Source organism: Clostridioides sp. ES-S-0054-01 (assembly GCA_021561035.1).
Classification (GTDB): Bacteria; Bacillota; Clostridia; order Peptostreptococcales; family Peptostreptococcaceae; genus Clostridioides.
Genome location: CP067346.1, coordinates 805,256 through 831,778, shown reverse-complemented (window position 1 = coordinate 831,778; position 26,523 = coordinate 805,256). Strand labels below are relative to the sequence as shown.

At 29.8% G+C, this 26,523-nt stretch carries 23 protein-coding genes and 2 pseudogenes; 6 read left to right on the top strand and 19 right to left on the bottom strand.

Translation table 11 applies throughout. The annotated features are described in order from the left end of the window. Window positions 1–71: 71 nt before the first annotated feature. From JJC02_04150 to JJC02_04130, 5 genes are all read right to left on the bottom strand, one after another. A complete protein-coding gene (locus JJC02_04150; GenBank protein UDN55379.1) occupies window positions 72–1,412 on the bottom strand; it encodes a GntP family permease in 1,341 nt (446 codons plus the stop codon). Between the two features lie 101 nt (window positions 1,413–1,513). After that, window positions 1,514–2,308: an enoyl-CoA hydratase/isomerase family protein gene (locus JJC02_04145; protein UDN56373.1), complete on the bottom strand. Its 795-nt coding sequence runs from the start codon at window positions 2,306–2,308 to the stop codon at window positions 1,514–1,516. A 711-nt stretch (window positions 2,309–3,019) separates the two neighbouring features. Continuing rightward, a complete protein-coding gene (locus JJC02_04140) occupies window positions 3,020–4,213 on the bottom strand; it encodes a CoA transferase (protein ID UDN55378.1) in 1,194 nt (397 codons plus the stop codon). 76 nt (window positions 4,214–4,289) lie between these two features. Then, window positions 4,290–5,552: a hypothetical protein gene (locus JJC02_04135; GenBank protein ID UDN55377.1), complete on the bottom strand. Its 1,263-nt coding sequence runs from the start codon at window positions 5,550–5,552 to the stop codon at window positions 4,290–4,292. A gap of 121 nt (window positions 5,553–5,673) precedes the next feature. After that, a complete protein-coding gene (locus tag JJC02_04130) occupies window positions 5,674–6,570 on the bottom strand; it encodes a hydroxymethylglutaryl-CoA lyase (protein ID UDN55376.1) in 897 nt (298 codons plus the stop codon). Between the two features lie 266 nt (window positions 6,571–6,836). Here JJC02_04130 and JJC02_04125 point away from each other — a divergent pair, with 266 nt between their 5' ends. Continuing rightward, on the top strand, window positions 6,837–7,841 hold the full coding sequence (locus tag JJC02_04125; protein UDN55375.1) for a substrate-binding domain-containing protein: 1,005 nt from the start codon (window positions 6,837–6,839) through the stop codon (window positions 7,839–7,841). 168 nt (window positions 7,842–8,009) lie between these two features. Here JJC02_04125 and JJC02_04120 read toward each other — a convergent pair whose 3' ends face one another. The 4 genes and pseudogenes from JJC02_04120 to JJC02_04105 all read right to left on the bottom strand — a co-directional run bounded on the left by JJC02_04120 (window position 8,010) and on the right by JJC02_04105 (window position 11,477). Further along, window positions 8,010–8,729, bottom strand: coding sequence for a YebC/PmpR family DNA-binding transcriptional regulator (locus JJC02_04120; GenBank protein UDN55374.1), 720 nt, complete (start codon window positions 8,727–8,729; stop codon window positions 8,010–8,012). A gap of 82 nt (window positions 8,730–8,811) precedes the next feature. Further along, a complete protein-coding gene (gene nadE, locus JJC02_04115) occupies window positions 8,812–9,567 on the bottom strand; it encodes an NAD(+) synthase (GenBank protein ID UDN55373.1) in 756 nt (251 codons plus the stop codon). Window positions 9,568–9,691: 124 nt separating this feature from the next. After that, entirely contained in the window at window positions 9,692–10,876 is a 1,185-nt protein-coding gene (locus JJC02_04110; GenBank protein ID UDN56372.1) for a transposase, read from the bottom strand. After that, window positions 10,848–11,477, bottom strand: a pseudogene (locus JJC02_04105) (IS607 family transposase). Before JJC02_04105 ends, JJC02_04110 begins: the two are co-directional and overlap by 29 nt. Before the next feature lie 242 nt (window positions 11,478–11,719). Here JJC02_04105 and JJC02_04100 point away from each other — a divergent pair. Continuing rightward, on the top strand, window positions 11,720–12,106 hold the full coding sequence (locus JJC02_04100; protein ID UDN55372.1) for a sulfite exporter TauE/SafE family protein: 387 nt from the start codon (window positions 11,720–11,722) through the stop codon (window positions 12,104–12,106). Next, entirely contained in the window at window positions 12,106–12,483 is a 378-nt protein-coding gene (locus tag JJC02_04095; GenBank protein UDN55371.1) for a sulfite exporter TauE/SafE family protein, read from the top strand. The genes JJC02_04100 and JJC02_04095 overlap by 1 nt, the downstream gene beginning before the upstream one ends. An 88-nt stretch (window positions 12,484–12,571) precedes the next feature. Here the strand turns inward: JJC02_04095 and JJC02_04090 are convergent, their stop codons facing one another. From JJC02_04090 to hflX, 4 genes are all read right to left on the bottom strand, one after another. Continuing rightward, on the bottom strand, window positions 12,572–13,216 hold the full coding sequence (locus JJC02_04090; GenBank protein ID UDN55370.1) for a YigZ family protein: 645 nt from the start codon (window positions 13,214–13,216) through the stop codon (window positions 12,572–12,574). Between the two features lie 302 nt (window positions 13,217–13,518). Next, complete coding sequence (locus JJC02_04085; protein UDN55369.1) at window positions 13,519–13,962, bottom strand: NUDIX hydrolase; 444 nt, start codon at window positions 13,960–13,962, stop codon at window positions 13,519–13,521. Between the two features lie 85 nt (window positions 13,963–14,047). Next, entirely contained in the window at window positions 14,048–14,725 is a 678-nt protein-coding gene (locus JJC02_04080; GenBank protein UDN55368.1) for a HEAT repeat domain-containing protein, read from the bottom strand. A gap of 7 nt (window positions 14,726–14,732) precedes the next feature. Continuing rightward, entirely contained in the window at window positions 14,733–16,016 is a 1,284-nt protein-coding gene (gene hflX / locus JJC02_04075) for a GTPase HflX (GenBank protein UDN55367.1), read from the bottom strand. Between the two features lie 230 nt (window positions 16,017–16,246). On the opposite strand from hflX, the gene JJC02_04070 reads away from it, so the two are divergent. Further along, complete coding sequence (locus JJC02_04070) at window positions 16,247–16,507, top strand: cysteine-rich small domain-containing protein (protein UDN55366.1); 261 nt, start codon at window positions 16,247–16,249, stop codon at window positions 16,505–16,507. A 106-nt stretch (window positions 16,508–16,613) separates the two neighbouring features. Here the strand turns inward: JJC02_04070 and JJC02_04065 are convergent, their stop codons facing one another. The 3 genes from JJC02_04065 to JJC02_04055 form a co-directional block, all read right to left on the bottom strand. Beyond that, a complete protein-coding gene (locus JJC02_04065) occupies window positions 16,614–17,249 on the bottom strand; it encodes a TIGR01906 family membrane protein (GenBank protein ID UDN55365.1) in 636 nt (211 codons plus the stop codon). A 28-nt stretch (window positions 17,250–17,277) separates the two neighbouring features. After that, window positions 17,278–18,828 carry an ABC-F family ATP-binding cassette domain-containing protein gene (locus JJC02_04060; protein ID UDN55364.1) on the bottom strand — a complete coding sequence of 517 codons (1,551 nt, stop codon included), beginning with the start codon at window positions 18,826–18,828 and terminating at the stop codon, window positions 17,278–17,280. Window positions 18,829–19,030: 202 nt separating this feature from the next. After that, the gene (locus JJC02_04055; protein ID UDN55363.1) at window positions 19,031–19,915 is read right to left on the bottom strand and encodes an N-acetylmuramoyl-L-alanine amidase; all 885 of its coding nucleotides are present in this window, start codon (window positions 19,913–19,915) and stop codon (window positions 19,031–19,033) included. A gap of 225 nt (window positions 19,916–20,140) precedes the next feature. Between JJC02_04055 and JJC02_04050 the strand changes: the two genes are divergently transcribed. Continuing rightward, window positions 20,141–21,148: a peptidase S55 gene (locus JJC02_04050; GenBank protein ID UDN55362.1), complete on the top strand. Its 1,008-nt coding sequence runs from the start codon at window positions 20,141–20,143 to the stop codon at window positions 21,146–21,148. Between the two features lie 211 nt (window positions 21,149–21,359). Here JJC02_04050 and yunB read toward each other — a convergent pair whose 3' ends face one another. Beyond that, window positions 21,360–22,058, bottom strand: a complete 699-nt coding sequence (gene yunB / locus JJC02_04045) for a sporulation protein YunB (GenBank protein ID UDN55361.1) — start codon at window positions 22,056–22,058, stop codon at window positions 21,360–21,362. Between the two features lie 215 nt (window positions 22,059–22,273). On the opposite strand from yunB, the gene JJC02_04040 reads away from it, so the two are divergent. Continuing rightward, window positions 22,274–24,976 carry a transglycosylase domain-containing protein gene (locus JJC02_04040; GenBank protein ID UDN55360.1) on the top strand — a complete coding sequence of 901 codons (2,703 nt, stop codon included), beginning with the start codon at window positions 22,274–22,276 and terminating at the stop codon, window positions 24,974–24,976. Between the two features lie 231 nt (window positions 24,977–25,207). Here the strand turns inward: JJC02_04040 and JJC02_04035 are convergent. Beyond that, window positions 25,208–25,288 (bottom strand): annotated as a pseudogene (locus JJC02_04035) (DUF1177 family protein). Between the two features lie 35 nt (window positions 25,289–25,323). Beyond that, on the bottom strand, window positions 25,324–26,340 hold the full coding sequence (locus JJC02_04030; protein ID UDN55359.1) for a LacI family DNA-binding transcriptional regulator: 1,017 nt from the start codon (window positions 26,338–26,340) through the stop codon (window positions 25,324–25,326). Between the last annotated feature and the right edge of the window lie 183 nt (window positions 26,341–26,523).

The following is a 26,523-nucleotide window of genomic DNA, read 5'->3' as shown; positions in this document are numbered from 1 at the left end:
AAATTTATTGTACATACTTTGAAAATTGATTTTATAATATCAAAATATAATCTATACTTTTGTCTTTTCTGTTATGGTAACCCTGGGAACATAGTAAACAGAAGAACTGCTACTACGGTTCCAATAATAGGGGTCAAAACAGTTACCCAGAATATTGGCATATAAGCGTCCTTATGTGATTCTTTACATAGACCATTTGTTACAGTAACTATATATCCGTTGTGTGGAAGCGAATCTAATGCTGCTGATGAAATTGCCATAGTTCTAGTTAATGCAGCAGCAGAAACACCCTTAGCTAAAAATACTGGTCCAAGAAGTGGAGCCGCAATCCCAAGTCCACCTGAAGCTGACCCACAGATACCTGCAATAACTGTAGTCCCAACTGCAGCTCCTGCAATAGGAGGTCCAGGAATGCTAGTCATTGCATTAACTATGAAGTCAAAACCAACTGCTGATTTTACAACTGAACCAAATGCAACTACAGCACAAGTATTACATATTGCTACTACCGTAGTTTTACATGCATCACCAACATGTCCAACTATTTTAGTATTATCTTGATATTTATTTAACAATAAATATACTAATAAAGCTCCAATAAACACTCCTACCTCAATAGGTACTATCGCTTGTCCATTAACTTTTACATTAATTATTAAGATTGATACTATTAATGGAATTAAAGCAATTAGACCATTAGGACCATTTTCTCTCTTAGAATTAGTTGAGACTACTTCATCAAATATATCTGATTCATGTGCTATAAAATGCCCACCATTGCCCTTTTCCTTTGAAACCATTTTGTATAAAATGGTGCTTCCAACTATAAACATTACTGCACATGATATAAATCCATTTACTGCTCCAGCCATAATATCTGTCCCTAATGTTGAAGCTGGAACAATATTATGAATCTGGGGTGCTCCTGGTGCAACCATAGCAAAAGTTGAACATCCAAAAGTCAAAGCTGCCGGTATAAATCGTCGTGGCAAATCAGCTTCTTTAAAAATTTCCAAAGCTATTGGAAATACTGCAAAGCTTACAACGAAAACACTTACTCCTCCATAGGCTAATATTCCACAAGCTATTGGAATAGAAAGTAATGCTTTATCCTTCCCAATCCATCTTACAATCATCTTAGCAATAGATTTTGCTCCACCAGTAATCTCCATTATTTTTCCCATTAATGTACCTGTTAGGAAAATAAAGAAATTTGCCTGGAGAAATCCAACAAATCCTGTCATATAATCCACCTTAAGTGCATTATATACATTTAAATTTCCTGTTATAGCAACTAATAATGAACATACAATTGCTATTATAAAAATATTTACTCCCTTCATAACCATTACAACTAGAAGGGATAGGGCTATGATAATCCCTACTAAACTTATAATTACTCCCGTATTCATAAATTAACTCCTTTTAAAATTAAACTATAAAACTATATGTATTTTTCACGAAATTTAGATTTTGAATATGTTCTACATTTGTTCCAATTTAGTTATAATAGCTACTTATTTTCAAAAACCGGTTTTCTCTTTTCAATAAATGCATTCATTCCTTCTTGCTTATCTCTTGTAGCAAAAGTTAAACCTGCAATATCTTTCTCTAGTTCAAGAGCATTTTTTAAATCCATATCTATTCCCTTATTGATAACAACTTTTGCATATCTTATTGCTATTGGTGCTTTTTCAACTATTTCGTTCATCATCTTCATTGCCTCTTCTAAAAGCACATCACTTGGAACAACTTTATTAATAAGACCAATAGATTTAGCTTCTTCTGCGTTTACTTGTCTTCCTGTAAAAATTAATTCTTTGGCTATCCCAGTTCCAACAAGCCTTGATAATCTTTGAGTTCCACCAAAACATGGAATTACCCCCAAATTAACTTCAGGTTGTCCAAATATAGCCTTCTCTGATGCAATTCTAATGTCACAACTCATAGCAAGTTCACATCCACCACCTAATGCATATCCATTAACTGCTGCTATTACTATTTTCTCAAGAGCCTCAATTTTATCAAAAATCCCTTGGGCATAACCAGCATATTTTCTTCCTTCTTCACTTTTATAGTTTTGCATCTGGCGTATGTCAGCTCCAGCTACAAAAACTTTACCTTCCCCAGTAATAATAACTCCTAATATTTCCTCCTGTTCTGATACTACATCAATAACTTGAGATAATTCTCTAAGGGTGTCATTATTAAGAGCATTTAAGGCTTTAGGTCTATTTATAGTAATAATACAGACTTTGTCCTTAACTTCCACATTAAGATTTCTCAAACTTTCCACTACAGATTCCATCATATTCCCCCCATTATACATTGTTATTTTTTCTACATTTCTTGTTAACATATAGTAGCAAGTTCTACGCCAACTCATATTGAATTCCTTTATTTTTATTAAAAAGTTATCTTTTTGGGGTAAAATAAACGAAATATACATAAATTTCACTGTATTTTTAATAATTTTTAACTTTAGAATTGATTAAATTACAATTTACTAAAGAATTTTTATCCAATAAAATCTATAAAGCAATATTTTTGTCTCATTTTTGAGAAAATACTTAAAAAACACAGTATCACTTTTGAGAATACAGTCTCATTTTTGATACTTTCATTAAAATATTTTAGTTGGCATCTCCATAAGCTTATTTGCACTCTAATAAAGGAGTCCTTATTCAATATATAGATAGTTTATTTTCTGGAGTAAAAGTTATTGTTTAGTAACAACTGAGCACTTATTCACTTATAGACAGTTTATGTTTATTAATTTAAGTTATTAATACTTTAATTTAATAAATTTATGTATTTCTTCTAATATCATAAATTTTTTAATGAAAATAGGAAAAACCACAAAGACTCAATGTCTAAATAGCTTTTCCTATCTCAAATGCTACTAATAATTTTAGATTGATTTACAATATTTATTTAATCTTTTTTGATATTATTCTGAAATCTCCACGTGTATTCATAGATAAATTAACAATATTATATTTATACTTTTTCTCTAAAATTAAATAACTCCATTTTCTTTTAAATCATTTATTTTATCACTATCAAAACCAAGCCAACTGCTATAAATCTCCTCATTATTTTCTCCTAAAGATGGTGCTGGTACATTAATTTGAGCTTTTGTTGTCATTAACTTAACTGGATTTCCATTGACTCTCATATCTCCTATAATAGGGTGTCTCATATCTACAATCATTTCCCTTGCTTTTGCAATATGTTCATCTGTTGTTACACAGCTAAGATTATAAATAGGGGCAGCTGGAACACCTGCCTTTGATATTAAGTCAACTGCTTCTTTTATTGTATGATTAACAGACCATTTTTCTATTTCTGTTTTAAGAGCCTTGTGATGTTCACAACGATTAAGATTTGTTTTAAATCTCTCATCTGTTAAAAGGTCTTCTCTAAAAAGTACCTTTTTACATAACTTTTCAAAAAGTTTGTCATTACCACAACCTATTACAAAATTGCCATCACTTGCTTTAAAAGAGTCATAAGGATAAGCAGAAGCATATCTATTACCCATAAGTTCAGGCTGACCTGAATCAAAGTATCTCTGTATACCAGTTTCGAGAGATGATACAACAGAATCAACGAGGGAAATATCTACTCTTTGTCCTTTTCCTATTATCTTTCTAGCATTAAGTGCTGCAAGTATACCAATAGTTAAATTCATTCCACCTAATACATCCCCCATAGCATTACCTACTCTCGTTGGCTCTCCTCCTTCTGTACCTGTTATACTCATAAGACCACCCATTGCCTGTGCAATAATATCATAACCTGGACGTTCTGCATATGGTCCATAACATCCAAACCCTGACACAGCTCCATAAACTATTTGATTGTTAATTTTGGCTAATTCATCATAACCCAGCCCTAGCTTTTCCATAACACCTGGTCTATAATTTTCTACTACAACATCAGCTTGTTTTACCATTTCTAAAAATATATTTTTACCTTCTTCTGACTTAAGGTTTAGAGTTATACCTTTTTTATTTCTATTTATATTTGCATAGTATAGGCTCTCTCCATTTACAAAAGGTCCAAAACCTCTTGTATCATCACCTTTTCTTGGCATCTCTATTTTTATAACATCAGCACCAAAATCTGCCAACATCATTGTACAATATGGACCTGCAAGGACTCTAGTAAGGTCAAGTACTTTTATATTACCTAATGCTCCCTTTTTCATAACTATACCTCCAATTTATATTCTATTACTCAATATTAAAAGTTAATTTTAATAACAAATTCTTCGATTATCGAAATTAATTCATAATACGTGCTATTCCATTAAAGAATAAAACTGATACTACTGCAATAACCAATAATCCAACTACACTCATAATGAACAGTTGAACAAACACCTTATTTTGTTCTTCTTTATTAAAATCTTTCTTACTTGACCCCATAGCTGCTAAAATTAACGCGCCACCAGTAGAAAGCGGACTTACACCAGCAAGAGAACCTCCTACACCAACTGCTGCAATAAGTGCTAGTGGGTCTACTCCTCCAACTGATTTAGCTATATCAACACACATAGGCATCATAGTTGGATACACTACTGCTAAGGCAGAACTTACCATAGACATAAGCCCTGCTGAAATACTCATAATAGGAGTAGCTGTTTTACTATTCATTAGTGATGATAATGCATTACTCATCAAGTCAATACCTCCCGCTGCATCCACAATTGTCATCATTGCTCCCACTCCAAGTACCATTACTATTGTACTCCATGGAATTGCCTTGATACATTCTCCATCTTCAGCAATATTGAAAAGAAGAAGTATAGCAGAAACTGAAAAAGCAGCAAGTCCAACATTCACATCAAAAAATATAATAAAAGCAATCATGACTAGTATACTTATAAGAGAAATTATTTGCTTTATATTAAACTTTTCTATATTCTTACTATCTATAATATTTATAGATTTTTTAAGTTTATATCCTTTAAAAATTATGAATAATACTATTGAAAATACAATCGTTGATAGGGTTTGACATGCTAAAATAGTTGGCATAACATTTTCAATTCCAACCCCTTCTGCAACAGTTTTTATAATTTGACCTTCTGGAGTAATAGTAGTCATACGACCTGCCATTAATCCACATTCGCCTATAAGTGCAAGCATTACAGGATTATAACCAACAGTTATTGCTACAGGAACAGCCATTGCTGGAATAATTGCAAGCGCCGGAATTGCTCCAGGTCCAACACCGGCAACAACAAATCCTGCTATAAAAACTGCTATAGGTATAAGCCAAACACGTTTACCAGAGACAGCTACAATTTTTTCTGCAACAAGCTTCAATGCTCCTGTTGAGTTTACTATTGCAAAGAGCAGTGTTATACCAACAAGTGTAGTAAACATTGAGTTGCTTATAGCTCCATAAAGGTCTTTATCATCCATACCAAAAACTCTAACAGCTATAACACCAATAGCTAGAGCTAAAATACCTGCATTATTCTTACGTACAAATGCAATAATAATAACTCCTAAAAATAAAAGTAAAGCTATAATATCCATACTAATCCCCTCAATTCCTTTGTTTATTTTATTAGTTGATGTATTTTTATTAATTGATATTTTTTATTAATAAATCTATTTTGCTAATCAACGTATTTTGTTAATCAATTAATCAATAGAACTAATAATTACAATTCTCAGATTTTATATTTACATGATGACCACTATATACACCGTTTACAAAACTCATCTGATACTTTGATAATTCAAGGAGTTTAACAAAATCAACTCCTGTATCATATCCCATGCGTTCGAGCATGTACACTAAATCTTCAGTTGCAGTATTTCCAGATGCTCCAGGAGCAAAAGGACACCCTCCTAATCCCCCAAGTGTAGACTGAACAGTATTAATACCAGACTCAATAGCTACAAGAGTATTAACCATCCCCATATTTCTAGTGTCATGTATATGTACCTGCCATCTACATTCTGGTAATGCTTCGACTAATGCACTAATAGTGTCTCTAACTTGTTTTGGGTCAGCAATACCTATTGTATCTGCCAAATTCATCTCTCTGATACCGTTTTCCCAAAGGCGTTTACTAAACTCCACCGCATCCTCTATTTTTGGTATGCCTTCAAAAGGGCATCCAAATACTGTGGCTATTCCAACACATATATTCATTTCAGGATAGAAATCTATTATTTTTTTAAGTTCAGTAATGGATTCTTCATGAGTTCTATTTATATTTTTCTTATTGTGAGTTTCACTTAAGGAAATAACATAAGATATATCTCTTATACCACACTCCCATGCGACTTTAGCACCATATAAATTTGGAACTAATGCATAAAGTTTCACATCAGGATATTTTTCTACACAGTAAGTTGCTATTTCTTTTGCATCTTTCATCTGAGGTATTGCCTTTGGGCTTACAAATGAACTAATTTCAAGCTGTCTAATCCCTGAAGCAATAAGACCATCAATAATCTTAAGTTTTTTATCAGTTTCTAAAAACTCTTTCAGGTTTTGAAATCCATCTCTAGGACCAACTTCAAATATATTTATCTTACACATTTCTTTTCCCCCTTTTACAGTCACATAACAAGCTAGCATTGTATGTTCCTGCTTAACTTTACTTAAATTAAGTTAATAATAAGCTTATTTAAGCATATTATAATTCTTCTAACTAAATTATGTCAACATAAAGTAAGGAGTTTTTTTAATTTCTCTATTCTAATCCTGTAAAATATACACCTTGTAGAATATTGTTCTTTGGTTGAATATATGTTAAGATTATTGATATAAGCAAATTTAAGCAACTATTTAAGGAGGATTTTATCATGGCAACAATCAAAGATATTGCAAAAGACTGTGGTCTTTCTTCAGCAACTGTCTCGTACGTCTTAAGTGGTAAAGGAAATGAACGTAGAATTCCACTACAGACACAAGAACTTGTATTAAATTCAGCTGATAAGCTTGGATATAAACGCTCTACTCCTATTAAACATAACAATATTCAAATAGCATTTTATTGGCAGGATGAGGGATTTGAGTTGGCATCAACTAATATACTTCAAGCAATAAACCATATAGTTTCTTTAGAACATTTAAATATAAATATCATAATACGACCTTACAAAGTTGGTCATCTATGTGATGATGAATATCTTTTTTCAAATAATTATTATGATGGAATTGTTTTAACAGGCATAAATGCTAATGATATAGAATATCTACTAAAAAATAAACCTAAAATTCCTGTGGTTGTTGTAAATCGTGAAATACCTGGTTTTTCAAGTGTATCTATTGATAATGAAGAAACTGGTCGTATAGCAGCTTTACATGCTATTCAGAATGGTAAAAATGATATTGCTGTTGTATTCAATCCAACTTCCTTTACATGCATGACTTTAAGAGGCAAATCTTTTTTAAAAACATGCAAAGAACATGGAATACATCTATCAGATTCTATATATTATTGTTCTAATAAAATAGATAGTGGATATGATATTGCTCAAAAAATGCTTGCAAAAAATTCACTAAAAAAAGTAATTTTCTGTAATCATGATTTGGTAGCTCTTGGTATGATGAATGCATTTCATGAATCGGGAATTGTAATTGGAGAGGATGTTCAAATATTTGCGGCAAGTAATGGACCTTCACGACTAATGGCAAGAAGTATTCCTCCTTTGACAGTCATAGATTTGAAAATGGAAGAGACAGCAGAACGTAGTCTTAGGATGATTATTGATACAATAACTGGTCGTATAAATGGTATTCAACAACAAGTGGTATATCCATCAATTATTTATAGGCAATCAAGCCCTGCTCAAAACTTATTTTAAATTGTCTTAATCTATAAGCACAAAAACACCTCTGACCTATGTTTACATATTGTTATGCAAATATAGGTTAGAGGTGCATATATTCATTTTAGTAATTTCCTATTTTATAAAATTTATCACATTTAAAAATTTATGTAATAATTATAAATTTCAATATGCTTATAATATCTATTCTACTTCCCAGTTATGATATATATCTTGAACATCATCATCTTCTTCAAGCATATCAACCAATTTATTCATCATTTTTAAATGAGATTCTTCAGTCAATACAGTTGTAGTTTGAGGTATCATCTTAACATCAGCAGATATAAACTCATATCCTTTAGCTTTCAACTCATCACGAACACCAGAAAAATCTTCTGGTGTAGTTATTATTTCATAGCCATCTTCTTCTGTTATAAAATCTTCAGCTCCTGCTTCTAATGCAACATCCATCAATTCTTCTTCTGAAACTCCATCTCCCAAACCAACTAATATTTGTCCTTTTTTATCAAACATAAAAGACACACATCCAGTAGTTCCCAAGTTTCCTCCGTTTTTATCAAAGTAATATCTTACATTACCAGCAGTTCTGTTTTTGTTGTCAGTTAAAGTTTCTACTATAACAGCAACTCCACCAGGACCATAGCCTTCATAAACTATAGTTTCATAGTCCTCTCCAGCACCTGCTCCAGCACCTTTAGCGATAGCTCTATCTATATTATCATTTGGCATATTGTCTGCCTTAGCTTTTTCTATAGCTGTTTTTAACGCTGCATTGTACTCTGGGTCTGCTCCACCTTCTTTAGCTGCAACGGCTATTGCTCTAGCATGTTTAGTAAATATCTTTGCTCTTTGAGCATCTTGTTTACCTTTTCTATTAATTATATTACCTATACGTCCCATATTTCCACTCCTTAATACGTACAATTAATTATTCTAATTTTCATCACTTGTAAATTTTATCACAAATCTTATAAATAGTAAATTAGAACTTAGGAGGTTGTGCAGGCGTTTTTCTCTTGTGTTCGCTTAATCTATGAAGTCTTTCAATTATCTCTTGGTCTCTTTTAGGAACTTCATCTAATCTACCTTCTAACACAGCATCTATCATATTGTAAGTAGTTCCCATTTCATCTTCATCTGTTTGACCTTCCCAAAGACCTGCTGAAGGAGCTTTATTTATTAAATCTTCATGAACACCAAGTTCTTTTGCCCATTTATACACTTCTCCTTTAGTTAAATTTGCAATTGGTAAAATATCAACTCCACCATCACCAAATTTAGTAAAATATCCTGTGTGTATTTCTGCAGCATTATCTGTACCAACAACTAGATATCCTAGATTGTTAGCAATTGTATAAATAGTACTCATTCTTACTCTTGCCCTTAAATTTGCATCTGTCATCTTTAAATATTCTTCTCTATATAAATGTTTATCTTTTAAATTTCCTACTACCATGTCTAATATAGCACTTTGTGGTTCTATAAGGTCTAAATCAAGATATTCTATATCACATCCCTCTATAACCTTAAGTGCATCTTCTCTATCTTGAGGATTACTTTTTATGCTCATTATAACTCCCATAGAGTTTTCTGGAAATGCCCTTTTAATTAAATTAGCAACTACTGCTGAATCAATTCCTCCAGATACACCAACAATTAATCCTTTTGCATTTGCCTCATTAACCTTATTTACAAGCCATTCTACAGTTTTGTCTATTTGTATTTTTATATTTGACATTGTTATCTGCTACTCAAAATATGGTCAAATATATCCATATCGAGATTTTTCCTTCTTCATTGAACCTCGCCTTGCCTAAGCTACTACGATTTGGTATAGTTCTCCAAAGGCTTAAATTCCGAAGTTAGCCCTCCGTACATATATAAGTAGCTATCTTATATTTTTTAGCATTTTTAAGATTAATACTTGCATTTAAATCTCTATCAATAGATAATCCACATTCACATTTGTACACTCTATCTTTAAGTTTTAAATCTTTATTAATCTCTCCACATTGGCTACAAGTCTTTGATGATGGATACCATCTGTCAACTACTCTAAGTTCTATATTATTTTGTTTGCATTTAGCAGTTAGTTTGGTTCTAAATTCAAAGAACTTTTGACTTGATATTGCCTTTGATAAATGCTTATTTTTCATCATTCCACTAACATTTAAATCTTCAATGGTTATATAGCTTGGCTTTTGCTCTATTACCTGAAATACTGTCTTATTAATATAATCAGTTCTTATATTAGCTAATCTTTGATGAATTTTTTGTACTTTGACTACCTGTTTTTGGATATTTTGACGAGTAGCTACTCCTTCTTTTATATTTTTATTTCTTACTTTTAAACTCTCATATTTTCTTGAAAGTTTTCTTTGTTCTCTTTTTAATTTCTTTTCAACTTTTTTGACAGTCGAAGTCTTATTTATATTTTTAAATTTGCTTCCATTTGAGCATATTGCAAAATCTTTAATTCCTAAGTCAATACCTATTCCTTCATTAGTACATTTAGATACTTGAATATTATCTTCCTCAACTAATATAGATACATAGTATCTATCAGATTTTTGACTTACTGTACCACTTTTAACTATTGAATTTATTGGTATATATCCAAATTCTTTTAGTCTTACCCAACCAAGAGTAGGTATTTTGACCCTATGCCTTTCAATAGTCCAATCAGTTTTGTTATTCTTTGGAAAATATGCTTTAACATCTTGATTTTTCTTTTTCTTGAACTTAGGAAAACCTTTAGTTTTTTTAAAGAAATCTTTAAAAGCTTTATCTCCATTCATAATAGCTTGTTTTGTAGCCTTAGAAGATACATCTTTAATCCATTTCATATCTTGATTATTAGGAATATATTCATTATTTAACCATTTAGAAAAATCCATACCGCTTATAAATTTACCTTTACTCTCATAAACTTCTTTATTGTGAGCAATATAGAAGTTATATATAAATCTACTAACACCAATCGTTTGATGTATTTTAGATTTTTGTTCAGTAGTAGGATTAATTTCTATTCTGTATGCTCTTTTCAACTTCTTCATCCTCTCTAATCTTTTTCTTGTATTTTCTTAATCCATATATGCGACAACTAAAAGTATGAAGTATTGATATTATATCTTGAATTAATTCTTCTTTTGGTGAAAGACTTTCATTATTTACAACTATAATATCTACATTGAATTTACCTAAAAAGCTCTCAAACCACTCATATCCAAATCAAATGAATCTATCTTTATGAGTTACAATAATCGTATTTATCTCATTAGTCATACAACTATCAATTAGTTTATTCCACTTTTTACGATTATAATTTAGTCCACTTCCACAATCCTAGGTAACTTCATCTACTATTATTCCTTTAGCATTTGCATATTGTCTAAGAAACTCCACTTGATTTTTCAAATTATCTTTTTGATTAGAAGTTGAAACTCTTGTATAAATAACAGTTTTTCTATTTACTTGTTCTTTATGTATTCCTTTATATTCTAAATATTGTTCATAAGTGTAATATCTTCTATCTGTTGGAGTTCTAAAAGTCTTTAATTTCCCTTCAACATCCCAACGTTGCAGAGTTCTGACTGAAATATTAATTAACTCTGCAAACTCTTTTGGTTTATAGTTATTATTTTTCATATAATCACCTTTTGGCTGTATCTTACTATAAATAACTATATTTATCTATGTTTTTATTAACTAAAGATAACCTCCTCTCAAATTTGCTACTTTGTTTTAATATATTATACCATATATTAATATGTTGTTTTAATATGTTTTTTTTATGCAAAATCAAACAAACATTAAAGATTATATTTAATCTTATTTTATATAAATATAATTTGCCTATTTTGGTAAAACTATTTCAGAAGGTGATTTTTATGAAAAAAACTGATGATTTAAAGAAAAAATATTTTAATTTTAACTTAAAAAATACAATAATTGGTGTTTTTACAGGATTTATAAATGGGGTGTTTGGTTCTGGAGGAGGTACTCTTTTAGTTCCAATATTAAATGACATTGTTAAGATAGAAGAACATAAATCTCATGCAACTGCTCTTTCTATAATAGTTTTCTTAACGACAGCAAGTTCTGTTTTATATGTATCTAAAGGTACTTATGATGTTAATTTAACAATTAAAGTTGCAGTTGGAAGTATTCTTGGTGGTATTATAGGAGCTAAGTTACTAAATAAGGTTACTGGAAAGTTTCTTAGAATTTCTTTTGGAATAATCATGATAATTGCAGCATTAAGGATGGTGTTTTAATGTTATTTGCTCTAATTGGATTTTTTGCAGGAATTATTGGAGGAATGGGAATGGGTGGAGGAACAATCCTTATACCTGCACTCGTTTTGCTTGCTGGTATAGATACTAAAATAGCACAAAGTGTAAATTTACTTTCATCTATCCCTATGACACTTATAGCACTTGCTATACATATAAAAAATAAAAATGTAGTTTTTAAATTGGTCATACCTATAGCTGTGTTTGGGGTTTTAGGAGCTGTGTTTGGTTCACTATTAGCTAATTATCTGTCTTCAGATATATTAAAAAAAATATTTGGGGTATTTTTACTTTTAGTTGGTTTATTTGAAGTAAAAAAAGGATTCTGTGCAAAATCTGATAAAAAGCCATTAAATTGATTTAGATTAAAACAATTTAATGGCTTTTCATTCAAAAATACTAATTAGTTATTTAAGGAGGCATTGACTATTCTAATAACCTTATAAATTACAGTAAAATTTCTCCATTTTGTTCAGACAAATAAAATTCCTCCCCCAAAACTATTTTGCCTGTTCCACTTGTTATATCAATCATTTTTTCTGATAATTTCTCTACATCTTCTAATCTTGAATATACTACTATCTCAACATTATCCTCATATACAGTATCTTTTATAAAATACCCTAAATTCATTAACTCATTTTGTACTTTTCCAAGTTGAGTATAGTCTATCTTAATCTTAACTTCTTGATACATTACCTTATAAATTATCTTACCTGCTTCAAGTCCCAGCTTAGCACCTTTTGTATAAGCTCTAACTAAACCACCTGCACCTAATTTTGTGCCTCCAAAATACCTAGTAACAACAACTACTACATCTCTCAAATCTTCTTTTTTTATAACCTCTAATGTAGGTATCCCCGCTGTTCCTTGTGGCTCTCCATCGTCACTGTATCTTTGTATATTCATATTTTGTCCTACTGTATAAGCCCACACATTGTGCGTTGCATCTTTATGCTTTTTCTTTATTTCATTTATAAATTCTAATGCTTCCTCTTCACTCTTTATAGGACTAGCATATCCAATAAAAACAGACTTTTCAATCGTTATTTCATCCGTTCCAAATTCATGTAATGTCCTGTAATTGCTCATTATAATTCCTCCCATTTTAATCCTTCGCTAATATATACATTTATTTATAAAAATTATTCTACTAAAACATAAATATAATTTTTAGTGTTTATTTAATCAACATCATAAAACAATTATATAATAAAATTGCATACTTTTTAATTTTTATTTTAGGTATAAAGCACTTATTTTAGATATAAGTTTAATAATCTATAAAGATTAATAAATCATAATCTATAGAGATTATAAAATTCATATTTAAGATAACTTTAATTAAAAAAGGAAGGGGCTTATCCCTTCCTCAGAATTCTCTAGACTCACAATTAATTTGCTGGAACATCATCGCCCTCTGAAACTAATTTCTTTAATTCCTTAAACTTTTTATAAGATACTTCTACTAAAGCTTGTTCTTTATGATGTGACAACATTTCTAAAGCATCCTTTACTTTATAAAATCCACCTTCTTGGAATTCAGGAGCAAGTACACAATCAGTGTTACAAGCCTCCATAACATACCACATTATTGCATTACAAACTTCTTGTTGTCTACTTCTTGAGAAAAATTCATACATAGTATCGCCAGCCACATCTATCATTTTAGCATCTATACCAGTCTCTACTTTAACTCTTTGAACAGCACTCTCATATGGAAGTCCTCCTCCAAGTATCTTTCCTTTTGGAAGTGTCCATTCACCTCTATCATTTTTTACAATAAGTACTTTATTAGCATAAAACACTACTCCACCTGCACAACGTCTTACTATCATTTGAAACCCCTCCCATTAATTTATTTATTACCTTGTTAAACTCTAGAAATACATCTCTAAGTAAACAAATTGCTTTAATAAAAAATTACTTTTTCAAATTTTTTGCATTTTCTAATGACTTAATGGCTTCATCATAAGCTCTAAGTACATATTCTTTTTCAAAATTCTTATTCTTGTCTTTCAACTGCTGTAAAATCTTTAAACTGTTTTTATCTCCCAATTTTGAAAGAGCTTTTGCACAATACTGTCTAGTTTGTGCATTTTTATCGTAGAGACCTTTTTGCAGTACTTCTCTACTACTCGGTGATTCAATCTTTCTGATTGCTGAATAAGTTATTCTTCTAATATCTGAGTGTCTGTGGTTTGTGAGCTGATGAAGCAATTTCAAGAATCTATCATCTTTTAGCTCACCTGTCGCCCAAATTAAAACAATTAAATCTTCAGCATTTTTTTCCACAAGGATTCTTTTGAAAACCTTTCTCTTAAAGTATACCATTTTTTCGTCATCTAAGCTATCCATAAAATCAAGTCTCTTAATTTTATCTAATTCTAAAAATTTATCTAAAATATCCTTAGATGCTTCAAAATCATCTTTTTGCATTTCCTTTATTTTTAATTTTGCTTGTATAAGTTGCTCACTTGCTTCAGTACTTGAAATATTTCTAATTTTACTAATTTGAGATACTGTTTTAGATTCTTTATAAAGAAGATAGGTTATAAAATAATCTTCGAGATTATCTATATTTTTCCAATTTATATCCATATTCAACCTATTTTTCTAGTATGTACCCTCTATAGATATTAAAATCTTCTTCATCTAAGTTTACATCTAGTGTTATACCATTTTCCCCATACTCAAAATTCTCCACATTATATTTATCTTTTATTCTACTAAATATATCACCTCTCTCATAAGGTAACATCAAGCTTACTGAATAAGTATTTTCCATTAAAGCAATTTCTATCATATTTAATAGCTTATCCATATTTATGCCTTGTTTTGCAGAAATATACACAATATCTTCTTGACTTTTAGGATATATATCCAATTCTAGCTTGTCCACTTTATTATATACAAGTATATGTTTTTTATCATTTACACCAAGTTCTTTTAATACACCTTCAGTAGTACTTTTTTGCAATTCATAACTAGTATTTGTCGCATCAATTACATGTAAGATTAAATCTGCATACTGTACTTCTTCCAATGTTGCTTTAAACGCTTCTACTAAATCATGGGGAAGTTTACTTACAAATCCAACAGTATCTACTACTAAAAATTCTTTTTTATTTGGCAAAAGAGCCTTTCTTAAGGTTACATCTAAAGTTGCAAAAAGCATATCTTTTACAAAAACTTCTTTTTCTTGCTCATAATCCTTGTGTGTCTTTATTAATTCGTTTAGCAAGGTAGATTTTCCTGCATTTGTATACCCAACAAGTGCTACAATCGGTATATTTGACTTTAAACGCTTAACTCTCTGTGTCTCTCTATTCTTTTTTACTTCTCTAAGTTCACGTCTTATATCTGCTGCTTTATTAAGTATATGTCTTTTATCTATTTCTAGTTTTTGTTCTCCAGGACCTCTAGTACCAATCCCTGCACCCGTTCTACTCATCTCACCACCCATTCCATAAAGTCGTGGTAATCTGTACTTTAATTGTGCTAATTCAACTTGTAATTTACCTTCTTTACTAAGTGCCCTTTGAGCAAATATATCTAAAATCAAGGTAGTTCTATCTATTACTTTTCTTCCAACAACATTCTCTATATTTCTGATTTGAGCACCAGATAGTTCATCATTAAAAATTACTAAAGTAGCATCTAAAGAGTCACTATATGCTCTTATTTCTTCTACCTTACCTTTTCCTATATAATAAGCTGCATCTATAGAATGTTTATTTTGAATTAAGCTACCTACAACCTCTGCTCCTGCAGCTTTTGTTAATTCTTTTAATTCTTCCATAGATTCACTAGTGTTTATATCATCACTTTTTTTCACCATTGTCGTCAAATTCAAACCTACAAGAAGTGCTTTTTCTTGAATTTCTTTCACTATAATCACCTCATTTTTTGTTATAAAGCATATTCTAATTGCAAAATACACTTACATTATTTTTACATTATTTTTACATTATTTTTCTATTGACTAATTATACCATTAATACTATGATTAATAATACTATATTATCAACTATTCACAAAAATATTTAGTATAATTATATTATCACCAAAATCTTATATAGTTATAAAAGATTTAAATTTTATTTAATTTAGGAGGAAAATATGGGCGAAAATTATAAGTTTTTTAATCACAAAGATTGTGAATTTTTCCCTTGTCATAAAACTAATAAACCAGAAGAATTTAATTGTTTATTTTGCTACTGTCCTTTGTATGCTTTAGGAGAAAACTGTGGTGGAAATTTCAAGTATACAGATAAAGGTATCAAAGATTGCAGTAGTTGCATGCTACCTCATAAAAAAAATAATTATAATTATATTATGGGAAAATTTCAAGATTTAGTTAAAATCACTAGTAAAAAGTGATTTTTCATTAGAAATAGCTATGCGTAAATATTTATTAACTACTTTTAGTCTAAATATTGTTACATAGCTATTTTTATTGTATAATTTTTAATCTAATTTATTTTTATTATCTTATTTTGAACGATTTACATAATTTATACATTACAAAAAGTAATATACTTGCTAACAAAACTAATATTAAAATCATCATTCCTGAGTGAAAGAAGAATTCCTCTGGCAACATACTTATAACTGGGTCTAAATTAGGGTCAAATATCCAATAATCGTTTCTAAATAATAACTTATGAAAAATAATAAACGACTTTTCAAAATTCAATAAAATTGGAACTGCCAATAATAATGGCATAATTATAAGTGTTATTGATGTAGTTTTCAAGATTTTTATATTTTTATTCTTTACACTTAGTACAATTCCTACTAAAGAAACTACCATTAATAATTTAGCTAATTTATTGATATTTTGAAATATATTCCTAACTTCTTCAAAATGTATCTTCCCTTCTGGAGAAGATTTTAATGTTGGTAACTTGAACTCAGACACATTCTTACTTAAATTATAATCAATTAGATAATCGTAGTTTAATTTTATATCATCTTTAGATAAACCAGATAACTCTGATATACTTAAATAATCAATGTCAAAATAATAAAGTTGTTTAAATCCAACAGTAAAATTAATAACACCTACTATTATAACAATACTAATACAAACTGAAAAAAGTATATTTAGAAACTTTTTCATGAAATCCCTCCAGTAATAAGTTAAATTACTACACGATTTTAGTTGTAAAATCTTCTATATTCCATACATCATCAACAATTTCTGAATAAAATTCTGGCTCATGGCATACCAAAAGAACTGTTCCCTTAAAGTCTTTGATAGCCTTCTTCAATTCATCTTTTGCCTCAACGTCCAAGTGATTTGTAGGCTCATCTAATACTAAGAAATTTATATTTTTTAGCATTACTTTACAAAGTCTAACCTTAGCAGCTTCTCCACCACTTAACACTCTCATTTGACTAGTTATATGCTCATTTGTAAGTCCACATTTTGCAAGAGCCTGTCTAACTTCAAAGTTTGTAAGCCCTGGAAATTCACTCCAAATTTCATCCATAGGTGTATTACTATTTTCTCTTGAACTCTCTTGTTCAAAATATCCAACTTCCAAATAGTCACCTAACTTAACATTTCCTTCAAATGGTTTTATTATTCCAAGTAAAGTTTTTAATAAAGTAGATTTTCCAATACCATTCATTCCTTTTAAAGCAATCTTCTTTCCTCTTTCTAAGTGGAAATTGAGTGGTTTTGTCAATGCTTCATCATATCCTAACACTAAATTTTCTGTTTCAAAAATTATTTTACTTGCTACTCTAGCGTCTTTAAAAGCAAAAGTAGGCTTTATTTTTTCTTTTGGTCTTTCCAATATTTCCATCTTATCAAGTTGCTTTTGTCTACTGTTAGCCATTCCTCTAGTTGCTACTCTAGCTTTATTTCTAGCTACAAAATCCTCTAGTCTTTTTCTTTCTTCAACTTGCTTATCATAGGCTTGTTCTTCTTGACGTTTCTTTATATCATTAAGTCTTACAAATTCATCATAGTTTCCTTTATATCTATTTAACTCTCCATTTTCCATATGATATATTACATTACAAGTATTGTTTATAAAATCAATATCATGAGAAACTAATACAAAGCTATTCTCATACTCTTGAAGATACTTAGTAAGCCACGTTATATGTTCTTCATCTAAATAGTTTGTAGGCTCGTCCAATATAAGAATAGTTGGATTTTCAAGTAGAAGTTTAGTAAGAAGTACCTTTGTTCTTTGCCCTCCACTTAAGTCAGTTACATCTTTATCAAGACCAATTTCTCCAAGACCAAGACCATTTGCAACTTCTTGTATCTTTGCATCTATCATATAAAAACCACTATTTTCAAGTATAGTTTGTATTTCTGCTGTTTCTTCAAGAAGCTTATTCATTTCATCATCACTAGCTTCTCCCATTTTATCATACATAGCAATCATTTCTTGCTCTAAGTCAAACATATGCTTAAAAGCTTCTCTAAGCACTTCCCTTATAGTTTTACCCTTACTTAATACCGTGTGTTGGTCTAAATAACCTACTGTAGCTCTTGAAGACCATTTTATATTTCCAGCATCTGGCATAAGCTTCTTTGTTATTATATTTAAAAAACTCGATTTTCCTTCTCCATTAGCGCCAACTAGTGCAATATGTTCACCTTTTCTAAGTCTAAAAGATACATTTTCTAATATTGTTCTTGCACCAAATCCATGACTCACATTTTCTACTACTAGCATTCTAACACCTCTCAAAAAAATTTTACACATTCTATATTATAATATATTCTTTTTAAACTTAAATCAAGTATTACCAATATTTTTAGTTATATTTACAACAATTTAACCTAGAATAAATTTTATCATTATATTATGTACAATAAAAAATAGAGATAAAAATTAGGAAAATAATATCAACTCTAATTTTTTCTCTATTTATACTTTATTTAAAATATGCATCTAATCCATCAGCTATACATTGCATCATTTTTCTTTGATAGTCTGGATTTGACATCATTTGGTCTTCATTATAGTTACTCATAAATCCCATTTCTACTAATACAGCTGGTACTTTTGACCAGTTAAACCCAGTCAAATCACCTCTTTGAAAGATTCCATTAATTTGTATACCTGCTTGTTCCATATTCTGTTTGATAAACTCAGCACAGTTATTACTCTCTTCATATATAGGAGCTGTATATTTTCCATCTTTTTCAGGAATCAATATAGATGCTCCAGTTTTTGAAGAATTATTCAAACTGTCTGCATGTATTCTTACAACCATATCTGCCTTTTTATCATTAGCAAGTATTGCTCTTTCTGAATTACTTATATTTACATCATGTGTCTCTCTAGTCATTATTACATTATAACCTTTAGATTCTAATATACTCTTTAAAACAAGAGATGCTTCTAAGTTTAAAACGTATTCTGGTTTTTTTGTAGCAATACCCTCTGTTCCTGAAGATACTCTCGCTTTTTTAGAGGAAGAACCTGGAGCTACTGGTTCTAAATTGCTATCTCCTTTTCCTTGATGCCCTGGGTCTATACAAATTAAAAATTTTTTATTTTTTTGAGTTTCATTTTTACTATCTGATGATTTGTCTTCTGATGACTTATCTTTATTACTTTTAGAATTTGATTTGTCCTCATCTTTATCTTTAGTATTTTTGTTTGAATTTTTATCTTTATCTGCTTTTTCATTTGTAATATTTCCTGAACTAATCAAATTTGTAGTCTTGTAAAAATTGCTAACTGGATTTGATGTTCCTATAATTATAATTCCCATGGCAATTATACAAGTAACTAACAATCTATATTTTTTCATTTTTTGCTCCTTTCTAATGATAGACAGTTATTGTTTATTTTTATTTATATGAATATGTATCTATTTTATAATATACACTCTTTATTTTATTTATTTTTATGAAAACTAAGGTGTTATTGAGCCAGTTTTCCAAGCATCAAAAACTAATTCTTGAGCAACATAATATAGAAGCAGCGAAAACTTCAATTCTATTATTAAAATAATTTAATAAGAAAGAGGTGTTTTATGCAACTTAAAAAATTTCATTTTAAAGATAAAGCTTTAAGTAAAAAAATCAACTTAGCTAAGTCTAAATTTACAATTGTTTTAACATTTTTATTTTTATTATATTTTTTCTCAAATAATTTAATTTATGCACAAAATTTACAAAAAAATGAGCCTGAATATTTAATACCGATTGGAAACGTCCTTCAAATCGATGCAGAATTAAAAAATATCATCGTTAGAAATCCTGGAGAAGCATCTCCATTTAGATTAGGTGATGCTATAGTAAAGGTAAACAATGTTGAAGTTGATGGATATAGCGACTTTGCCAATACCTTAAATGCTTTACCTGAAGAAAAACAAGTATCTATTTTATTAAATAGAGGTGGTCAACTTATAACGATGAAAACTACTAAACACATATTAGAAAAAATTAGTTTTAATAACTTACTCTCTGGATTTGCTACTTTGACATATATTAATCCAGAGACATCAGAGTTTGGTGCTGTAGGTCATCCAATAAGTGTTGGTAATGCAAGAAAAATACCTATTAAAACAGGTTCAATTTCTACAACTAAGCATCTTAATATAGAAAAATCTTATAAAGGTAGTGTTGGATGTATAAATGCAAAACGAGAAAATATTATTGGTAGCTTTACAGAAAATACTGATTTTGGAATAAGAGGTCAAATTAATAACTTGGATATTTCTAATTTAAAAAAATATAAAGTAGCATCTTTAGATGAAGTCAAATTAGGAAAAGCTCAAATAATTTTACAAGATAACTTTAATGAGTGTAAAAAGTATAATATTGAAATTATAGATATAGAAAACCAAAAACATCCAGAAAGTAAAAGTTTTAAAATTAAAATTACAGACAAAAAGCTTTTAACTCAAACCGGTGGTATTGTACAAGGTATGAGTGGTACTCCAATAGTTCAAGATAATAAAATAATCGGAGCAGTGTCACACGCTATTGAAAATGACCCAGCTGTAGGTTATGGTGTATTTATCAAGTGGATGTTGTAAATAATATAAATAAATAACTTTTAAGATGTTATTAAATTATTAATAATATATTTGGTCTAAAGCTATTTTTATTTAGCCTACAGACCAAATATATTAGATATTTTACATAGTATAAAATATAATTTTTTATTGAAATTATATTAATATTATTTCCAAAATTTTTATTTATAAACTAATATTTTAAATTTGTTTAAAAATATACAACTTTATATTACTTGTTAGTATTCTTTCCAGTGTTAGGTAAAACATTGCCTAGATTTTTTTCTGGTATATTTACATAACTTTCTGGAACATCACCTACTATTATAGTTTCACAAATAGGTATTTGAGCTTTAATTTGTTTTGTTGATGTTATAAGTGGTATCACTACTTTAACTTGTGTTTGGGCTTCTAGATATATTCTATGTCTTGTTTGATTTATACCTGAGGACTCAAATTCCGTTTTAAAGTTTACTGATACTGTTCCTATAGGTTCAATAGAAACTTCAAGTCTAGGACCGTATTTAGCTAATATAGGACTTCCTAACGCCGTTCCTATAGGTATGTAAGAACTTGCTGTCTTATCCTTTTTTAATTCATCTTGTATTTCTAAAGCTATTGCAGATGCAATCTCATTCATCATTATAGTATTTGCTTGTATCATAGTTATTTTACCATTATTATCAAGCTGTATATCCATTAAGTCTTCATAATTTATTTTTCCTTCTACCATCTCAGCAACAGCTTTATTTATGGACCTATTTGCTAGTTCAAGAGCTTTAGTTTCTGCCAAAACTGTTATTGTCGGTCTTAAAGTTTTATCTATATATATAAAACTGCCTATAAATACAGACAAGAAAAGAATTACCAAAAAAATAGCTGCGATTTTTCTAACTTCATTTTTATTTTTTCTATCTACTATCCTATTCAAAATTATCCCCTCCTATTTATTTATATGTAGCTTTGGCATAACTTTTATAATATTTGTCAAAAATAAATAAAATAAAAATATAGACTTTTTAATACATTATGTTTATACATATTTACAATGTACAGAATATTATAGCAAATTCATTTTTTCTATTAATTACAAAACTACTCCTATTTGTGTTATAATATTGCATTAAGTAAGGAGGTTAAAATCTTATGAATAACGATAATGATAAAAATGGAAATAAAATCAGAAGAAAAAAAGTTAGTTCCTCTAGTAATACAAACAAACCAATTAATAGAGGCTCAACTAACAAAACTCGTTCAACAAAAAACAAGAAAAAATCTAAAAAAAGCGATAAATTTAGAAAACTAAGAGTATTTGGGATAGTATTTTTAGTTTTACTAGTTGTTGGTACTGCTGGTACTGCTGGTTTAGTATTTGCATCATTAAGAGACGTTACTCCAGTCACAGAAGCTGTCTTGGATAAACAGACAAACCAAACAACTACAATTAAATACGCTAATGGAAAAACATTATCTACAGCTCCAAGTGTAAATAAAAAGACACCTGTTCCATTAGATAAGATTTCACCTCATCTTCAACATGCTGTAATTGCAATAGAAGATGAACGTTTTTATGAACATAATGGTGTCGATATTAAAGGTCTATTTAGATCAGTATTAAAGACCCTTACAGGTACTAAACAAGGGGGTAGTACTATTCCTATGCAGGTATCTAAAATGTTGTTGACTACTGAACAACAGACTCTACCTCGTAAAATAAAGGATATTTACTATGCATATGAGATGAGTAAAACAGTAAGCAAAGAAAAAATACTAGAAACTTATTTAAATAACTTTTTCGTCGGTAAAGGTCTAGCAGGAGCTGAAGCTGGTGCACGTGGTTATTTTGATAAGTCTGCAGCTGACCTTACTATAGCTGAGTCAGCACTTCTTGCTGGTTCGACTAAAAATCCATCAAGATTTTCAGCTTACAAAACTTCTAAGTTAGATGGAAGCGAAACTAAAAGTGATTTAGAAAATAAACTATTATTTTTTGTTAACACATCTGATGATGAGTTAGACGACCCTACTCAAATAGACTTTGATATGATTGAAAAAATAAAGTCTTGGGAGCTTATATCTAATGATACTTATAAACAACTAAAAGCAGGTACATTAGTTGTCAGAAAGGCTGTAAGTAACCCAGAAGCTAAGAAAAGACAAAAAGTTGTTCTAAAGAAAATGTTAGAATTAGGATATATAAAGCAAAACGAATATGACGAAGCAATCAAAGCTAAAATAGAAATAAAATTTCCTAAATCATCAGACAAAGTTTCTTCATCTGTAGAAGACCTTATTGAAAGTGAAGTTATAAATGCTTTAATGGAACAAGGACATACAAATGATGAAGCTCAAAACTTATTCTATAATGGTGGTCTAATTGTAAATACAACTATAGACCCTAAAATGCAAGATGCTTTAGAAGAAGAATTTGATAAAAATAGCAATTTCCCAGGACATATGGTCGGTTCTGATGGAGTTAGCCAACCACAAGCTGCAATGGTAATCTTAGATTATAAAAATGGCGAAATAAGAGCACTAGCTGGAGGAAGGAATATAAGTGGTAGAAAAACTTTAAATCGTGCTACTAACCCTCATCAGCCGGGTTCTTCTATAAAACCTCTAGCAATATATACACCAGCTATTGATACTTTAAAAATCACACAATCAACTGCTCTAAGTGATTCCAGAGGAGGATATAAGTTTGAAGAAAATAATAAATGGAATCCAAGAACTACTACTTCTGGTCATGGTTCTATGAGTTTACGTAGAGCACTTGCTAAATCTTCAAACACAATAGCTGTCAAGACTGCTGAAATGCTTGGAGATTCTTATGATGAATGTGTAGATATAATGATGGATTACTTAAAGAACTTTGGTATAACAACTTTGAAAAATAATCACTCAGGTTCATCTGAAGCAAGTGATAGAAAATTCCCATCATTGACACTAGGCGGTATGGCAAATGGTATTACTCCACTCCAAATGGCTGCTGCTTATGGTACATTGGCAAATCAAGGTGTTTATGTAGAACCTTCTATTTTTACTACTATAACTACCTTTGACGGTCAATTATTAGTTAAAAATGCTCCTGAAGAACATAAAGTTGTAGACCCTGAAGTAGCTTATGTTGTTACAGATATGTTAGAAAGTGTAATTACTGAAGGTACTGGTGGTGTCGCAACACTTCCAAGTGGAATGCCTGTAGCAGGTAAAACAGGTACTACAAATAGTGCATATGATGCTTGGTTTGTCGGTTACACTCCTTATTATGTTGGTGCAACTTATATTGGAGATGATGCTGGTAGAAAAGATGATGCTGGTAACACTATAAAACGTAGAGAGGTACCACGTGGAAGTACTAGTACTGCAAAACTATGGGAAAAAATCATGGCAAAAATACATGCTAATTTGACAGTTACTGAATTTGAAGTTCCTAAAAACGTGTATTTTACAAAAATTAATTTAGAAGATGGAGGAAAGCAGTCTTCTGGTTCTAAAGCAGCATTTATTGAAGGTACTGCTCCTACTAGAGTAAGCTCTCAACCATCATCTGAAGACACAAAGAAACCAGATAATAATCAACAAGAAGAAAATAATAATAACAACAATAACACAGGTGATAATGGTGGTGGTTCTACTCCTCCTGATAATAGCGTAAATAATGGTGGTGGCTCTACTACTCCTCCTGATAATGGTGGCAATAACAATGGTGGTAGCTCTACTCCTCCTCCTGATAATGGTGGTAATAACAACGGTGGTGGCTCTACTAATACCCCTGATAATGGTGGCAATAACAATAGTGGTGGTTCTACTAATCCCCCTGATGGCGGTGGAACTCCAACCCCTTAGTCTATCAAAAATCAAAATTTAAATAAAAATATAAGGAGTTGTCTCAAAGTGATTTTTAAAAATCATTTATGAGACACTTCTTTTTTTTAATTACAACATATTATTTATCTACATAAGAAAAGAGAATCCTGATAAACAGAATTCTCCTTTCTTATGTAAACAAGTGTACCAAATGTCTGAAGCAAATCTACCAGCTGAATCTAAATCACTAAAATTAGTTGCACCTGTATCTCATCCAGCAACAGGCATCTCTGTTGTAATTGCTACTCCCACTATTGGTGTATCTGTAGCAACTGCTAGTTGTAAAATACTATATTTTTAATACAGTTTTAATACTTAAAAACTTACTATTTTATTCTTTTAACACTATTTCGTATTATTAATCTTGGATATAGTTTTCTTGGAATATGCTCTGTACTCTTTTTATTTATTATATTTACTAAACTATCTACCCCATTTTTTATAACTTGCTCTCTTGGGTCATCTATTGTTGATAAATGTGACCTAAAATATGATATTAATTCAATATTATTGTATCCTATTATAGAAATATCTTCTGGTACATTTATGCCATAAGTAGTTTTTAATTCTTGTATTATAGAAATTGCTGGTACATCTTGTTGTACAAATATAGCTGAAGCTTTCTTTATTTTATCAATATATTTTTCTAGAAATTCAACTTGAGATTCAAAATCCATTTTAGATTCAATAACTTCAGTCTTTAAATTTGCCTCTTTCATAGCATTTAAATATCCCTTGGTTCTATCTTCATGCATTTTTGAACTCTTATCATCTGAAGTTACTGTTATTATATCTTTATGACCATGGTCAATCAAATGTTTAGTAGCTATATAGCCTCCATATACATTATCATCCCAAAAGAAATTGTCTATTTCTCCTACAAAAGATGGTTTAAAATATATAAATACATGTGGAAAATTATTGTCTTTTAAAAAATCATATTCTTCTTTTTTTATTGATTTGGACACAATTACTAATCCGTCAACCATTTGTCCATTTACCATTTTATATACATTACTATCACCGCTAATGTTATTATTAGGTTGTATTATAAAATCGTATTTATTAGTCTCAATAGAGTTTATAGAACTGTCCATTATATCACTAAAAAATTTTCTAGTATCTTGATGATTAAAATTATTTGAAAAGATTACTCCTATCCTGTTGGTTTCTTTTTTTGCCAGATTTCTTGCATTTACATTAAAATGGAACCCTAGTCTATTTGCCTCTTCTACTACCTTATTTTTTGTTTTTTCAGATACATTAGGATTATTGTTTAAGCACCTAGAAACGGTTGAATAACTGATACCTAGATTCCTTGCAATATCTTTAATAGTTACCATCTTTATCCCCTACTTCACTTCATTTTATTTTGATAATATAATACTACACTATGTTGTAAATAATTGTCAACTTCAATTATGTAAACGTTTATTTATATAAAAAAGTCATTCAACAATATTGTTATAGCTTATAAAATATAAAAATGATACCTCTTGTTAATCTAATAGATAAGTAATCCTTTT

Bases quoted from the DNA above. Each gene is read 5' to 3' on its own strand.
- JJC02_04140 (UDN55378.1), bottom strand. From the start codon at position 4,213: ATGAAAAAGGGAGCATTAGGTAATATAAAAGTACTTGACCTTACTAGA.
- JJC02_04150 (UDN55379.1), bottom strand. From the start codon at position 1,412: ATGAATACGGGAGTAATTATAAGTTTAGTAGGGATTATCATAGCCCTA.
- JJC02_04085 (UDN55369.1), bottom strand. From the start codon at position 13,962: ATGATAGTAAGACGTTGTGCAGGTGGAGTAGTGTTTTATGCTAATAAA.
- JJC02_04055 (UDN55363.1), bottom strand. From the start codon at position 19,915: ATGAAAAAATATAGATTGTTAGTTACTTGTATAATTGCCATGGGAATT.
- JJC02_04095 (UDN55371.1), top strand. From the start codon at position 12,106: ATGTTATTTGCTCTAATTGGATTTTTTGCAGGAATTATTGGAGGAATG.
- nadE (UDN55373.1), bottom strand. From the start codon at position 9,567: ATGTCAAATATAAAAATACAAATAGACAAAACTGTAGAATGGCTTGTA.
- JJC02_04040 (UDN55360.1), top strand. From the start codon at position 22,274: ATGAATAACGATAATGATAAAAATGGAAATAAAATCAGAAGAAAAAAA.
- JJC02_04070 (UDN55366.1), top strand. From the start codon at position 16,247: ATGGGCGAAAATTATAAGTTTTTTAATCACAAAGATTGTGAATTTTTC.
- JJC02_04060 (UDN55364.1), bottom strand. From the start codon at position 18,828: ATGCTAGTAGTAGAAAATGTGAGTCATGGATTTGGTGCAAGAACAATA.
- JJC02_04130 (UDN55376.1), bottom strand. From the start codon at position 6,570: ATGTGTAAGATAAATATATTTGAAGTTGGTCCTAGAGATGGATTTCAA.
- JJC02_04145 (UDN56373.1), bottom strand. From the start codon at position 2,308: ATGGAATCTGTAGTGGAAAGTTTGAGAAATCTTAATGTGGAAGTTAAG.
- JJC02_04030 (UDN55359.1), bottom strand. From the start codon at position 26,340: ATGGTAACTATTAAAGATATTGCAAGGAATCTAGGTATCAGTTATTCA.
- JJC02_04050 (UDN55362.1), top strand. From the start codon at position 20,141: ATGCAACTTAAAAAATTTCATTTTAAAGATAAAGCTTTAAGTAAAAAA.
- JJC02_04135 (UDN55377.1), bottom strand. From the start codon at position 5,552: ATGGATATTATAGCTTTACTTTTATTTTTAGGAGTTATTATTATTGCA.
- JJC02_04080 (UDN55368.1), bottom strand. From the start codon at position 14,725: ATGGATATAAATTGGAAAAATATAGATAATCTCGAAGATTATTTTATA.
- JJC02_04120 (UDN55374.1), bottom strand. From the start codon at position 8,729: ATGGGACGTATAGGTAATATAATTAATAGAAAAGGTAAACAAGATGCT.
- JJC02_04065 (UDN55365.1), bottom strand. From the start codon at position 17,249: ATGAAAAAGTTTCTAAATATACTTTTTTCAGTTTGTATTAGTATTGTT.
- JJC02_04090 (UDN55370.1), bottom strand. From the start codon at position 13,216: ATGAGCAATTACAGGACATTACATGAATTTGGAACGGATGAAATAACG.
- JJC02_04125 (UDN55375.1), top strand. From the start codon at position 6,837: ATGGCAACAATCAAAGATATTGCAAAAGACTGTGGTCTTTCTTCAGCA.
- JJC02_04100 (UDN55372.1), top strand. From the start codon at position 11,720: ATGAAAAAAACTGATGATTTAAAGAAAAAATATTTTAATTTTAACTTA.